Here is a 14,461-nt window from a genome sequence, read left to right on the forward strand (position 1 = left end):
TAGTGATCCTCCGCATCTCCCACGTCGACACACTATGTGGGGGATACGAATAAGGGCACCCGGTTATTCCGGCCACCCCAGCCGTGGCGAGGCGAGCACGGGGTCGGTGATTCCATTGTGGCAGGCCAGACCGGCGACGTCCCAGCCTGCGAGACTCGATCCGGCCTCGTACTGGGATTGGAAGAAATCCAGCGCGGCGCGGACCGGGTCGGCGCGGACGCGGACGTCGTCGTAGCGCAGGTAGGCGTTGTGGCCGGACCCGGAGGCCACCCAGCGGGCCTCGGCCGGCCGCAGCGGCCGCTCGGTCAGCCCCGCGGGCTCGGGCGCGGTGTAGGAGTAGAAGGTCGGGGCCGGGATCTTGTCGTCGCCGAACCAGAATCCGGCGCTGATCACCTCCCGCGAGTATGCCTCGCGTGTGACCGGATCCACGCTGTCGGGCATGCGGACCTTGCGGTCGGAGAAACGCTGGACGGCCAGGTCGAAGGTGTGCCAGAACAGCTGGACCGGGCTGATCTTGCCGGAGTAGGTCGCGCTGAAGCGTTCCAGGATTCGGCCCACCTGGCTGTGCACATGGAACGCGTGCCGGGCGGCGGCCGGATCGTAGGCGTGGTGTTCGTCGTCCTGGTCGAAGGGCCGCCCGTGGTCGGGCAGGTCGAAGGGCGTGGGGTGGGCCAGGACCACATCGACGCCGAGATTGCCCAGCGCGCTCATGGTCTCGGTGTAGAAGCTCGCCACCGACTGGCCGGTGAGCGGAACCTCCTCCTGTGTGCCGCGGTCGTTGCTGAGCCGCAGCACATGGTCGAAGAAGTCGAAGGCGCACGTGAACACCGGGCCCTCGGTGGCGGTGCCGAGCGGGACGGAGGTCCAACCGCGGGCGGTGAGCCGGTAGGTCGTGTGCCACCAGTGGTTGCGCCTGATGCCTTTGGCCAGTGCCACCTTGCCGACGATCTGGGCGTAGCGGTGCAGGGTTTCCTTGGTGGGCCGCCAGGAGTCGAGCGGGATGGCGGGCAGAACTTCCTCGGCCATCCGCTCATGCTACCCAGCTACCTGTTCGCTACCGTCCGTCGCCGGTATGCCCGGCCAGCAGTTCACTGAACGGGCGCACCGCGCCGACGCCATTGCCGGAGCTGCGGTGACGGGCCGGTTCGTCCTGCAGGAAGCCCTGCACGCCGGTGGGTTCGTCGACCACCAGCTGGGCCAGTTCGGCGGCCGCGCGGTGGATGCGCTCGGCCAGGCCGCTCGAGCCGAAGTCCTCGGTGGCGGCGAAGACGCCGGTCGGCACGACCACGGCCCGCAGGTAGGTGAACAGCGGACGCATGGCGTAATCGAGCACCAGCGAATGCCGGGCGGTACCGGCGGTGGCGGCGATCAGCACCGGCATGCCGTTGAGGGCGTCGGTGTCCAGGACGTCGATGAACATCTTGAACAGACCGCTGTAGCTCGCCGTGAACACCGGCGTCACCGCGATGATGCCGTCTGCGTCGGAGACCTGCTGCCGTGCCGCGGCCACCGCGGGCGTGGGCAGCCCGCCGGTGGTCATGGTGGTGGCGAGATCGCTTGCCAGTTCCCGCAGTTCGATCACCTCGAACTCGAGGCTCTCCCCACGCCCGCCCACCGCCGCGGTCACCGCGGCGGCGAGCTGGTCGGCGAGCAGCCGGGTGGAGGAGGGCTGTGAGAGGCCGGCGGTCAGGACAACCAGTTTGCGACTCATGCTCATCCTCAGTTCTTTTCGGCGAGCGTGCGCTCGCGGGCGGGCTCGACCAGATGGTGCGGGGCGCCGGGGCCGGCGGCGACCAGCGACGCGTGGGTGGGCGGATCGCTGGGCACTCCGGCGGGGCGGCGCGCCTCGAACTCCTTGCGCAGCACCGGGACCACCTCCTTGCCGAGGATCTCGAGCTGCTCCAGCACCATCTCGAGCGGGAGGCCGGCGTGGTCCATGAGGAACAGCTGCCGCTGGTAGTCGCCGACATTGTCGGCGAAGCCCAGGGTGCGCTCGATGACCTGTTCGGGGGTGCCGACGGTGAGCGGCGTCAGCTCGGTGAAGTCCTCCATCGACGGTCCGTGCCCGTACACGGGCGCGTTGTCGAAGTAGGGGCGGAAGATCCGCTTGGCTTCGGCCTCGGTCTCGGCCATGAAGACCTGGCCGCCGAGTCCGACGATGGCCTGTTCGGCCGCGCCGTGCCCGTAGTGCTCGAAGCGGCGGCGGTAGAGGTTCACCATCTGCCGGGTGTGGTGCTGATCCCAGAAGATGTTGTTATGGAAGAAGCCGTCCCCGTAATAGGCGGCCTGCTCGGCGATTTCGGGCGAGCGGATGGAGCCGTGCCACACGAACGGCGGGGTGCCGTCGAGCGGTGCGGGGGTCGAGGTGTAGCCCTGCAGCGGGGTGCGGAACTTGCCCTCCCAGTCGACGCGGTGCTCGCGCCACAGGCGGCGCAGCAGGTGGTAGTTCTCCACCGCGAGCGGGATGCCGTCGCGAATGTCCTTGCCGAACCACGGGTAGACGGGTCCGGTGTTGCCGCGGCCCATCATGAGGTCCACCCGGCCGCCGGCCAGGTGCTGCAGCATGGCGAAGTCCTCGGCGATCTTGACCGGGTCGTTGGTGGTGATGAGGGTGGTCGAGGTGGACAGGACCAGGTTCTGGGTCTGCGCCGCGATATAGCCGAGCATGGTGGTCGGCGAGGACGGCACGAAGGGCGGGTTGTGGTGCTCGCCGGTGGCGAAGACGTCGAGACCGACCTCTTCGGCCTTGCGGGCGATGCGGACCATGGCTTGGATTCGCTCGGCCTCGGTCGGGGTCCGGCCGGTGGTGGGGTCCATCGTCACGTCGCCGACGCTGAAAATTCCGAACTGCACGGATCCTCCTCGAGTCGCTGCCATTTTGGTGGATATGGCAACCACTTGAACATAGGGGATGGTACGGGTATTCCGAGGCCCGATCGGCGCGTGATTCGCGCCACTGCCGACCCCGCGCGGCTGCCCGTGCCGCGGCGTCGGAATACCGGCGGCACCTGGCCGATTCGGGACACGAGGACTGCGGAGTACCCGCAGACTACCTGCGGGTACAGCGAAACACTCAGTAGTGCAAGATCTTTCGACGTATCCTGAACATTCCCCGCGCAACGCCGGAGATCTCGAGCATGGACAGGGGGTAGATCCAATGGCGGACAACACCGTCGGGACGGCATACGCCGTTGTCGTCACCGCGGTCGCCGATCCTATGCAGGTGGAGGGCCTGGAATGGGATCGTGCGGTGGAATACCTGCCCAGTATCGATTCCCGCACCATGCAGAGGTGGGTGCGCGCCCAGGAGGCCGGTCCCGATCCGCGCCGGGGTGTCGTCATTCCCGGCCCTCAGTGCCATGCCACCTCCCGACATCCCTACCGCGAGGTGTGCGTTCCCTCGGCCGAATACCAGCTCTTCAGTGCCGCCGTGCGCACCAACCGCCGCCGCGCCCTGGCCGCTACCCGCGCCGAGGACGAGACCCGTCAGCGAGCGCGCCTGCTGTCCACGGCGCGCTGACCGTTCGAGGACGTGCCGCACCGGACCGCTCGGGGGGTCGAGCGGGCTCGGGTGGCGGTGCGGCGTGCCAGACTCGCGGTGTGCGTATCGCGATCCTGGGACCGCTCGAGGTGCTGGCCGGCGATCACCCGGTGCCGGTCTCGGGACCGCGACTGCGCGGACTGCTGATTCGGCTGGCCCTGGACGCGGGGCGCACGGTGAGCGTGGGCGCGCTGGCCGAGGCGGTGTGGCCGGATCGCGCTCCCAAGCGGCCCGAACACGCGCTGCACGAACTGGTTTCCCGCCTGCGCCGCGCCCTGCCCGACGACGCCGCGATCGCGTCGGGTGCGGGCTGGTATCGCCTGGACGTGCCGGTGCTGTCGGTGGATGCCCTCCGCTTCGAGCGTCTGGTGCGCGGCGGGATGCTGAGTGTGGAGCGCGGCGATCCGGACCGCGCGATCTGCCAACTGCGCGAGGGACTCTCGCTGTGGCGGGGCCCTGCCCTGGTCGATATCGCGGATCTGCCCTTCGCCGCGGCGGCCGCTATCCGCCTCGACGAACTGCGAATCAGCGCGACGGAATCGGTGCTCGCGGCCGAACTGACCGCCCGGCCTGGCGATTCACTCCTGATCGCCGAGTTGGAGGAACTGATCGCGAGCCGTCCGCTGCGGGAGCGGCTGCGCCTGTTGCACATTCGCGCCCTGCACGATTCCGGCCGCACCGCGGAGGCCCTCGCCACCTACGACCGCTACCGCACTGCGCTGTCCACCGAACTCGGCACCGACCCCGGCCCGGACCTCACCGACCTTCACCTCGAGCTCCTCCGCGGCGAGGTTCCCGCCCGCCGCCGCGAGCCGCGCCCCGCTGACGGCGAACCCGGCGCACAGGCGGCATCACGGGATTCAAGGGTACGGCCGGGGCGCGAATCAGCGGGGCCGCAGCTGGATTCGAGGATCGGCCGCACGACCGGATCGAGGACTGGATCGCAAGGCATGCGCACAGGCCGAGGCGAGGGTTCGCCGACGCGGCTGCGTGCGCCGTTGACGAGCTTCGTGGGGCGCGAGCGGGAGCTGGTCGAGGTCGGGGCTCTGGTGCGCCGGGGGCGGCTGGTGACCTTGGTGGGGCCGGGCGGGGCCGGGAAGACCCGGCTGGCGGTGGCGGTGGCCGCCGAGTTGAGTGGGCGGTTCCCGGGTGGGGTGGCGATGGCGGAACTGGCTGCGATTAGCGATGTTTCGGATCTGCCGCACGCGGTGGCGTCGAGCCTGGGAGTGGCGATGTCGCGGGCGCACGAGCCGGTGGGGGCGGATCCGGTGGCGTTGCTGGTGGAGGCGTTGCCGACCGCGCCGACGTTGCTGGTGCTCGACAATTGCGAGCATCTCGTCGAGGGAGTGGCAGGTTTCGCCGAGAATCTGCTCGGTCGGGTGCCGCAGTTGCGGATTCTCGCGACGAGTCGCCGACCGCTGGGCATCATTGGGGAAACGCTCTGGGAGACAGCGCCTTTAGCGGTGCCGCCGCCGAATGCTTCGGATGCCGGCGGCTATTCGGCGGTGCGGCTGTTCCTCGACCGCGCGGCGGCGGTCCGTGCGACGCTCGCCGTGTCCGACGCCGAGATCGAGACCGTCGCGGAGATCTGTCGCCGTCTCGACGGGCTGCCCTTGGCGCTCGAGCTGGCCGCCGCCAAGCTGCGCGTCATGCCGCTGGCCACGCTGCGGGCCCGCCTGGGTGACAGGTTCACGGTATTGGCGGGCGGGAATCGCACCGCGCTCCCCCGGCATCGCACGCTGAGGGCGGTATTGGATTGGGACTGGGAGCTTCTCGACGAGGCGGAGCGCACCGCGCTGGCGCGGCTGGCCGTCTTCGTCGCCCCGTTCACCCCATGCGGGGCCGAGTCACTGGGCGTCCTCTCCGCTGAACTCGAGGCACTGGTCGACAAGTCGCTGGTGCAGTTGCTGGACACCGCCGCGGACCCGTCGGACCCGAGCACGCCGCAGCCGCGCTATCGCATGCTCGAAACCGTGCGCCGATACGGACTCGAGAGGCTCACAGCGCGTGGTGAACTCGATGCCGCGCGGACAGCGCACGCGGCCTTTCACCTGGATCTGGCCGAGCGCGCCCAGCCGAGACTCCGGGGCCGCGACCAACTCCCCTGGCTCCGCCTTCTCGATGCCGATCGCGACAATCTACTTGCGGCCCTGCGTTTCTCACACGAGTCCCGGGACGCCGAAACCGCGGCCCGGTTGGGCTCCGCCCTCGGAATGTACTGGGCCCTGCACGGAGCGCACGCGGAGGCGGTGCGCGTGCTCCGACCGGTCCTGCACATGCCTACCGACCACCCGCACCCGCCCCTCGCGGCGGCCTTCGCGCTGCATTCGATGCTTGCGGCCCAAGCCGCCGAACTCAGCGCCGCCACAGACGACGTCCGCCGCTGGATCGGCGCCGACCTCGCCGGCGCCGCATCACACAGCGCGACGGACATCTCTGACCAGCGGGGAGACGGCGCGACCGAATTAGCATGGGGATTAGCGCAATTGGCGGTCGGGAGGGTCGAGGCCGGGCTCGCGGCGATCGAGCCGTGGCTGGGGCATCCGGACGCATGGACTCGGGGGATGTTCTGGCTGGTGCGGTCTTTCTTGAATGCCAATGAATCCGGGGTCGCCCGGATGGACGCGGACTTGTGGGCGGCCGCCGAGTGTTTCGAGGCGGCCGGGGAGCGCTGGGGCCGGTCGACGGCACTGAACTTCCTGGCGTTCGCGCGGGCCACGCTCGGGGATCTCAGCGGGGCGACGGAGGCGATGTCGGCGGCGTTGGTGTCCGCCGAGGAGTTGGGCAACGCTGTCGCGCTGCGGATTTGGCTGGTCATGATTCGCCTGCACTCCGGTGACGTGGACGCCGCGCGGGCGGATCTGGATGCGGTGCCGGCGGAGTCGCTGTCGGCAAGGGACATGCTCATGGCCCAGCTGCTGGCCGCGGATATCGCGCGGATCGACGGGGATATGGCCGAGTCGGCGCGCCGTCTGCGGATCGCGGAGGGCGACCTGAATCGGGTCATGAGCGAGGACCGCTCGTATCGCGCCATGTTCGGGCTGCGCATGGGTCTGCTGCGGGCGGCCGAAGGCCGGGTCGGGGCGGCGGCCGCGCACTGCGCCGATGCGTGGGCCGACGCGATGGCGATCCGGGACATGCCGATGGCCGCCGAGGTGAGTGTCGGGGTGGCGCGGACATGTCTCGCGGCCGGGCTGGCTGCCGCGGCGGCCGAGGCGCTCGGGGCCGGACATGCCCTGCGCGGTGCACCCGATGCCCGGTACCCCGACATCGTGGCTCTCCGAACGGAATTGGCTGCGGCTATCGGAGACGAGGCGACGGTCGCGTACGAGCGAGGCCGGGCGCTCGGTCGAGCCGACGCCGTTTCCGCCATCGAAGCGTGTTTGGCGGGCATATGAGCGGGATGTGAGCCCGCTGTGAGCGTGTCCCCGCACCATGGGCACCATGCGAAACGAATCCGATCTGCACGAGTACCTGACCACCTATCCCCATGAGATGGCCTTCGGCGCCGACGATCCCGGCGTGCTGGTCGACCGCTGGTTCACTCCCGATATCGACTATCGCAACGATGGCTTCCACCTGGACCGTCACGCCCTGGTCGCGCATGCCCGCCCGGCCCGCAAGAACGCCGAATCCGTGCGGGTGGAAGTGCACCGGGCCCTCCTGTCGGGCGACGCCATAGCCGCCCACTACACGCTGTACGCCACCCTTCGCAGCAGCGGCCCGACCGCCACCGAGATCTGCATGATCGGCCGTCTCGCCGATGACGGCCGGATTGCGGAGGTCGATCAGCTGACCCGTTCCGTGCCGGTGGATGGCGAGTAGCGTGTGCGCCGATGCCAGATGAGCAGCGCGCAGGGCACACGCTTTGCGCGATGCCTGATGTGCAGGTCGCGGACGGGGCAATTGGGTGGGCGGCAATGCCGCCCACCCAGTTTCGAGAATCGATCTAGTGGGGCCAGCACGCGGGAGCAGTGCTGTCCATCCAACAGTCCGAGCTTCCTACCGGTACCAGCAGTGGACCGAACATCCCTAACGCCATCGAGATGAGGTACATGGTTTCGAACCTTTCGCAATATGACTGGAACCGGCACAGTAGTTCGCCGCCGCGTCGGTGTGCAGCCCCGACTCCCAGGGGCGCGCCGTTTCGCGGTATAAGGCCCGTCTCCTGCGGGATCTCTGGTCGTTGGGCGACTTCCTCTGTGCTGAGCGAGATTTGGCCGCTCCTGGCGTAGGCCGCCTGCGCTGCCTTCTCGGCACGGCTCGCGTCGGTCGACGGTGGCGATGTCCGGCGGCGCGATGAATCGGGCTCGGGTCTGTGTGGTCGGCTCAGCCGTTGGCGAGGGCGCGGTCAGCGAGTGCGGCGATGACCGGTCCGAGTGTTCTGGCGTAACTGACGGTGAGGTGATTGTCGTCGCGGTACACCAGGTTGTCACCGATGATGAGGGGGCAGCGGGCGGCGGTGCAGAACAGGGGGGTCAGATCGGCGTACTGGCCGCCGGCTGCGGTGGTCGCCGCCTGCTCGTCCGCGATGCCCGCGTCGTTGACCGCGACCGGGCGCGCTGGCGTGCATGCCGCGGCATTGTCGATATGTTCGGACAGGCACACCGGCACGGTGGTGTGCGGATCGGGGATCGACCCGAGAACGAGGACCGCCGCTCCCGTCGCTCGCAGCTGGCCGACCAGGTGGTTCAGGCTGTCGACCCAGGCCTGGTCGTAGGAGACGAAGCCGAAGTCGGCGCCGTAGCGCCGGGACATGCTCACGACGATCAGGCGGGGGCGTTCGGCCCGCAGCCGGGTCAGGATCTGGCCGCGCCACTGCTCGCATTCGGTGTACTCCCGGCCCAGATAAGGGCTGGTGATGGGCAAGTCGAGCAACGGGCAGGTGACTTTGGCCATGGTTTCCAGCCGCCAGTGCCGCTGCGCGGCGATCGGCTCGAACGCCGGATGCCACATCGCGGCGTGTGAATCGCCGACCAGGGCCACTGTCGTCGCCGAGTCCGGATCGCCGGAGGCGCACTCGGGCTGTCCCACCTCACGCCACGATCGCACGCAGCCGTCGACGAACACACCCGCCTTGTCGCCGGGTGCGTCTGCCAGTGAGGGGGTGAGATTCGAAGGGACAGCTTGGATTTCGGCTGAGGCGGCGACTGCGGCCTGCGCCTGTTCGGTCAGCTGTCGGACCGTCGCGTCGCGAGAGTCGGTGCTGGGAGCGGCCGACGGGGCCGCTGTGGCGAGCGTGAGCGCCGCGGCCGCCGCGCCGCGCCCGACCGGGACGGGAGCGAGTACCAGCAGCATCAGTGCCACACCACCGGCGACCGCGGTGATCGCGCCGCCACAGGCGAGGCTGCGTGCGGCCGACCCTCGCAGCGGGGCGGCGAAACGGACCGGATTCTCGACCAGCCATAACGTGAGCATGGCGAGTCCGCCCGCCATCGTGACCGCGGCCATCGAGCCGCCCCGTCCGAGCTGGTGACCGAGCACGCGCGGCGCCAGCAGTAATACCGGCCAGTGCCACAGATACCAGGAGTACGATACGCGACCGATCGCCCGCATCGCGGGCAGTGCCAGCCCGCGACCGACCCCGAAACGTGTTTCCCCACAACCGGAGATGATCACCAGGGCGGTGCCGAGAATCGGCAGCAGGGCCGCAGTGCCCGGATACGGCGTCTTCCCGTTCAGCTGGGTGCACGCCGCGACGATCACGGCCAGCCCGATCCATCCGGCAGGGGCGCCGACCGCCTTCGGCAACCGGGACCACGCACCGGCCGACAGCGCGATCATGCCGCCGATGCCCAGTTCCCAGGCCCGCGTCGGCAGCGAGAAGTACGCCCACGGTGGCAACGTGCGGGTCCAGATCAGCGAGATCGTGAAGGAGAGCGCGGCGACAGCAGCGAGCACGATCAGGTAGGGCGACACAGCGGCCGATCCGATTCGGCGCCGCCGCGCGAACCAGGCCGTGACGGCGATCAGAACCGGCCACAACAGATAGAACTGCTCCTCCACCCCGAGCGACCAGAAGTGCTGAAACGGTGACGGAAGCGTGTCTCCGGCGAGGTAGTCGGTGCCGCGCAACGCGAGCCGGTAATTCCCGGCGTACAAGGCGCTGGCGATCCCGTCGCCGAGGACCTGGCGAGCCTGCAGCGGCGGCAACAGTGTGGCCGCGCCGATCGCGGTGGCGACGACCACGACACCCGCCGCGGGCAGCAGACGGCGGGCCCGCGCGCCGTAGAACCGGATCAGCCCGACAGTGTCGGCGGCAGCCGCTTCCCGCCAGAGGATTCCGGTGACGAGGAAGCCGGAAATGACGAAAAAGACATCGACACCGACGAATCCGCCCTCGACCCCGGGAGTGTTCGCATGAAAAAGCACAACGACCAGTACGGCGACTGCTCGTAGCCCCTCGATGTCGGGCCGAAAACTGCCGCGCGGTATCGCATTGGACGCCCGATCAGCCCGCCGATTCGTCAATCCGCTCGCCGGCACCGTCATGGGCGGCATTGTTATCCATCTCGCCGGCTATGTCACGGCAACTCACCGCATATCAGGTTGTCCGACCTCGATCTTTCGGCCCCACAGCCAGATAGCGTTCGGCCTCGGATTCCACTGTGCGATCGAGCGGCCCGGACCGCAAATAATCGGACACTTCAGATATTTCAACCCTACGAATATGTTTCCATTTACGACATCCTTCTCCGAATTGTGCACAGAGAGTATGCGTTTCGCCTTCATGTAGGCTGGCGGCTCGCACGGAGAAGGCCATCGCCGAGCCGAATGGGAGCGGATGCCGCGGATTATGGCGTTCACGGCCGCGCGAATCGAGAAGATTGCCCGCGAAACGGTGGCCGCTCGGCTACTCCTGGTGGCGCACCACGAGGGCGACCCACCGGCGAACACGCAGTGATGCGGTCGCACGTCGAGTAGTCAGCGGGCGTCGGCGCATAGGGCGTGGTCTATGAGGGTGGTGGCTGCGGTTTCTTGGTCGAGGATGTGGTTCGGGGAGTCGCCGAGAGCCTCGGACATCGAGACTGTGGCGCTTCGGGCGCCGTCGGGTGTGACGCCGTTGAGAGTGATGTAGCCGGCGTCGCCGCCCTCATGGCTCCAAAAGGTTCCGCCACAGCTCAGGGGGCGTTCGGCCAGTCCGAGGCCGTATCGCCCTCCGGGCCATAGCTGTTGGAGTTCCGTGGTGGCGACCAATTGTCCACCGTCAGGCGCGATTACACGGGCCTGCACACCGCTGATACCGAGGGCGTGGATCGATTCGGTGTCCCGGCGCAACTGCTCCAAGGGGGTGGCCCCGGTGGGCTCGGCGAACGCGGTGGTCGCCTCGGCGACGAGCAGCGCGGCGACTCCGAATACAACGGAGAAGCGCCTTCCCAGGGTCCAAGTCATGTCTGAAAGCTAACTTCGCGCCGACTGCGGCGTAATCCGGTACAACCCCAGAATCGGAATGGGGAAATCCCCGAACGCGGGTCTGCGATATCCCCCGCGCTGGCCACGAAGAGGATCGACGACGCCGACCGCCTCACACCCGGCAACCCTTCGATGTCCACACCGTACGCGCGGGCCACGCGGGCATCATGCTCCAAGCTCGCGAGCTGGCCGCCAGCCGCGGCCAGCTCGTCCGACCCTGCCGTCCCCGGCTGCGGCGGGGAGAGCGACTTGTGCGTTCTGTGTGAGATGTTCGTGGGAGTCCGGTGTGGGATCGGGCGTGCGTGGCCGTGATGCCAGCATGATGGTGGAATGGTTGAGCGGGTGAGCGCATGCGCGGATTGCTGACACTGATCGTCCTGCTGGCGATCGCACTGATCGTCGGCGACCGGGTCGGGGTGGCGATGGCACAGAACGAGATCGGCCGCAGAATCGCCGTCGAATACAACCTCCCGAACCAGCCGAACGTCCACATCGGCGGCATCCCCTTCCTGACACAGGCCTTCCACGGCAGCTATCACGACATCGACATCCGTGTCGGCGACTGGAGTGGGCAGCAGATCACCGTCCACAATCTCGATGTCACGCTGACCGACGTGTCCGCGCCGCTGAATGACCTGCTCCGAGGACAAACATCGAACCTTGTCGCGGCGACGGCGACCGCGACGGCGCTGGTTCCCTACGACACCGTGCAGGGCTTCGCACCGCAGGAAGTGGAGTCGATCTCCTACAGCCCGGACGGGCTGCGCGTCACCGGCACCTTCTCGGCGGAGGGTGTCCAGGTGCCGGCGACGGTCGTCGTCACCGTCGCACCGACCGACGATGGCATCGAGGTCACTCCGGTCTCGGTCCAGGCCGCGGCGGGCGGCCCGGCGGTTCCCCTGGCCTTGCTCCAGCCATCTCTCACCTTTGTCGTGCCGTTGCGGGGGCTTCCGCTCGGCGCGAAGCTGACGGCCATCCAGCCCAGCGCGGACGGCTTGCAAGTGACCGCCGCGGCCCGCACCGTGCGCTTCTCCGACCTGCCGTAAGCCTTCCTCACCGACTCTACGACGCGCCGTGGCCATGAGCGATGGGTCCGCTCGACATGACGCGCCCTACGGCTGTCCGAGCGGCGGATGGAGGATGCCCGGCGAGACAGTGTCTCGCCGGGCATTCCGGAGTAGGGACGGGACCGGCGGCCGGCGCAATGGCAGGCGAAAGCGCCGCACCGGAGAATCCATTGATTTCCGATGCGGCGCAGCCGCTCTCGAAGTCAGGAATGGTCGAACATAAGGATTTGACGGACAGCTTTTCCGTCGGCTAAGTGATCCATTGCCGCATTGATTTCCTCGAGCCGGATGCGCGAGGAGATCAATTTCTCCACCGGCAGTCGCCCTTCCCGCCACATGTGTTCATAGCGCGGAATGTCCCGGGCCGGGACGGCGGAACCCAGATAGCTGCCCACGATGGTGCGGGCCTCGGCGGTGAGGCTCAGGGGTGGCAGGGTCACCGTCGCATTCGGGCCGGGCAGGCCGACCGTAATCGTCATGCCACCGGGTTCCGTTGCCGCGTAGGCGGTTTCGAAGGCAGCGGGGTGACCCGCGCACTCCACCACATACCGCGCGCGGATCCCCTCCTCGGCTATCCGCTCCGGCGTGCAGGTCTCGGTGGCCCCGAGCTCCTCGGCCATGGCGAGCTTGTCCGCCAACCGATCCACCGCGATGATCCGTTCCACGCCAACGGCTTTCGCGGTCAGCAGGGCCGCCATTCCGACGCCGCCGAGCCCGACGACCATGAGGCTGTCCTCCGGCCGCGGGTCGGCCACGTTCAGCACCGCACCGCCGCCGGTCAGCACCGCGCAGCCGAACAGCGCCGCGACCTCCGGCGGCACCGAGTCGCCGACCGGCACCAGTGAGGCCCGGTCCACCACGGCGTGGGTGGCGAATCCGGAGACCCCGAGATGGTGCCGCACCCGATCCCCGTCGCGCGAGAGATGCCCGGTGTGGTGCAGCAGTTCACCGGCGGTGTTGGCGCGGGTGCCCGCGGTGCAGGGCAGTTGCCCGTCTCGCGCGCACGCGTCGCACTCCTCGCAGCGCGGCAGGAAGGACATGACCACCCGCTGCCCGATGCGCAGATCGGCCACCCGCTCGCCGACCGCCACCACGGTGCCCGCGGCCTCGTGGCCGAGCAGCATGGGCAGGGGGCGCGGCCGATTGCCGTCCACCACACTGAGATCCGAGTGGCACAGCCCGGCCGCCTCGATGGCGATCAGCACCTCGGTGGGGCCGGGATCGCCGAGTTCGAGTTGGCACACGCTGATCGGCCGAGAGTCGGCGTAGGGCCGCTCGCGTCCGATCTCCTCCAGTACCGCGCCGCGAATATGCATCAGATTTCGACCATCTGGTAATCGGCGACGTAGCTACCGAGGTAGCGCAGGTGATCGGTGGAGTCACCGAGCGTGTGCTCGATGGCGGTCAGCCGCGCGGTGTAGTGGCCGACCGGGTACTCGTCGGTCATGCCGATGCCGCCGTGCATCTGGATGGCCTCCTGCCCGATGTGCTTGGCGGAGCGACCGATTCGCAGCTTGGCGCGGGAGGCCACCACCGGGTCGACGATGCCGTCGGCCAGCGACATCGACGCGTACATGCTCATGCCGCGCGCCAGTTCGAGCGACACGTACATGTCGGCCGCGCGCTGGGTCAGCGTCTGGAACGTGCGCAGCGGCACCCCGAACTGCTTGCGGGTCTTCAGGTATTCCGAGGTCAGCCGCAGCGACTCCTCCATCGCCCCCACGGCCTCGGCGCACAGCGCGGCCTGCGCCCCGGCCAGGGCGGCCTGGATGGCGGCGGCGACGTCGCCCGGCTCGCCGAGCGGTTCGGCGGCGACGCCGTCGAATTCGATGTCCGCGCCCCGCAGCCCGTCGTGGGTGGCGTAGGCGGCGCGCCGCACGCCCGGAGCATTCGGATCGACCAGGAACAGCCCGATGCCCTCCTCCAACGCCGCGCTCACGATCAGCAGGTCGGCGCAGTCGCCGTGGGAGACCGGGTGTTTGCGCCCGGTGATCCGCCAGCCGTCCTGCTGCCGCACCGCCGCGGTGGCGATCTCGGTCGCGGGCCAGCGCAGGCCCGGCTCGCCGTGCGCGAAGGCGAGCTTCAGCTCTCCCTCGGCGATGCGCGGCAGCAGGTCCTTGCGCTGCGCGTCGCCGCCGGCGGTCGAGATGAGCCAGCCCGGCAGCAGTGCGCAGTCCAGCACCGGTTCCGGGGCCAGGCGGCGGCCGATCTCGGTCATGATCAGCATGGCCTCGATGGGTCCGGCGCCCATGCCGCCGTCCTCCTCGGCGAAAGTCAGTCCGAGCACACCGATGTCGGCGAGTGTGGCCCAGATCTTGGGATCCCAGCCGAGTTCGGTGCCGACCACCTCGGTGCGGCGCTCGGGTGTGTAGCCGCGGGACAGCACGTCACGCACCGTGTCGCGCAGCATTTCCTGTTCGGGGGTGAGATCGAAATCCAT

General features: G+C 68.9%; 11 protein-coding genes. 4 read left to right on the plus strand and 7 right to left on the minus strand.

All coding sequences use genetic code 11. The annotated features are described in order from the left end of the window. Positions 1-63: 63 nt before the first annotated feature. The 3 genes from GLP40_RS06545 to GLP40_RS06555 are packed head-to-tail and all read right to left on the minus strand — an operon-like array spanning position 64 to position 2,853. Entirely contained in the window at positions 64-1,026 is a 963-nt protein-coding gene (locus tag GLP40_RS06545; protein WP_154786962.1) for a DUF5996 family protein, read from the minus strand. A gap of 28 nt (positions 1,027-1,054) precedes the next feature. After that, positions 1,055-1,711, minus strand: a complete 657-nt coding sequence (locus GLP40_RS06550) for an FMN reductase (RefSeq protein WP_154786963.1) — start codon at positions 1,709-1,711, stop codon at positions 1,055-1,057. A gap of 8 nt (positions 1,712-1,719) precedes the next feature. Further along, a complete protein-coding gene (locus tag GLP40_RS06555; RefSeq protein WP_328289794.1) occupies positions 1,720-2,853 on the minus strand; it encodes an LLM class flavin-dependent oxidoreductase in 1,134 nt (377 codons plus the stop codon). Positions 2,854-3,157: 304 nt separating this feature from the next. Here GLP40_RS06555 and GLP40_RS33170 point away from each other — a divergent pair, with 304 nt between their 5' ends. The 3 genes from GLP40_RS33170 (at position 3,158) to GLP40_RS06565 (ending at position 7,366) form a co-directional block, all read left to right on the plus strand. Next, the gene (locus GLP40_RS33170) at positions 3,158-3,520 is read left to right on the plus strand and encodes a hypothetical protein (RefSeq protein WP_196054550.1); all 363 of its coding nucleotides are present in this window, start codon (positions 3,158-3,160) and stop codon (positions 3,518-3,520) included. An 80-nt stretch (positions 3,521-3,600) separates the two neighbouring features. After that, positions 3,601-6,939, plus strand: coding sequence for an AfsR/SARP family transcriptional regulator (locus GLP40_RS06560; protein WP_196054551.1), 3,339 nt, complete (start codon positions 3,601-3,603; stop codon positions 6,937-6,939). 46 nt (positions 6,940-6,985) lie between these two features. Then, on the plus strand, positions 6,986-7,366 hold the full coding sequence (locus GLP40_RS06565; RefSeq protein WP_196054552.1) for a nuclear transport factor 2 family protein: 381 nt from the start codon (positions 6,986-6,988) through the stop codon (positions 7,364-7,366). 504 nt (positions 7,367-7,870) lie between these two features. Here the strand turns inward: GLP40_RS06565 and GLP40_RS06570 are convergent. Both GLP40_RS06570 and GLP40_RS33625 read right to left on the minus strand, forming a co-directional pair. Then, entirely contained in the window at positions 7,871-10,033 is a 2,163-nt protein-coding gene (locus tag GLP40_RS06570) for an acyltransferase family protein (RefSeq protein ID WP_230329309.1), read from the minus strand. Positions 10,034-10,465: 432 nt separating this feature from the next. Continuing rightward, a complete protein-coding gene (locus tag GLP40_RS33625; RefSeq protein WP_230329310.1) occupies positions 10,466-10,933 on the minus strand; it encodes a hypothetical protein in 468 nt (155 codons plus the stop codon). 371 nt (positions 10,934-11,304) lie between these two features. Here GLP40_RS33625 and GLP40_RS06580 point away from each other — a divergent pair, with 371 nt between their 5' ends. Further along, the gene (locus GLP40_RS06580; RefSeq protein WP_154786968.1) at positions 11,305-12,000 is read left to right on the plus strand and encodes an LmeA family phospholipid-binding protein; all 696 of its coding nucleotides are present in this window, start codon (positions 11,305-11,307) and stop codon (positions 11,998-12,000) included. Between the two features lie 224 nt (positions 12,001-12,224). On the opposite strand, the gene GLP40_RS06585 is transcribed toward GLP40_RS06580, so the two are convergent. Next, positions 12,225-13,337 (minus strand): alcohol dehydrogenase catalytic domain-containing protein, encoded by a 1,113-nt coding sequence (locus GLP40_RS06585; protein ID WP_154786969.1) that lies wholly within the window; start codon positions 13,335-13,337, stop codon positions 12,225-12,227. Continuing rightward, a complete protein-coding gene (locus GLP40_RS06590; RefSeq protein ID WP_154786970.1) occupies positions 13,337-14,461 on the minus strand; it encodes an acyl-CoA dehydrogenase family protein in 1,125 nt (374 codons plus the stop codon). Before GLP40_RS06590 ends, GLP40_RS06585 begins: the two co-directional genes overlap by 1 nt.

It is taken from the genome of Nocardia aurantiaca (assembly GCF_009708175.1).
Lineage (GTDB): Bacteria > Actinomycetota > Actinomycetes > Mycobacteriales > Mycobacteriaceae > Nocardia > Nocardia aurantiaca.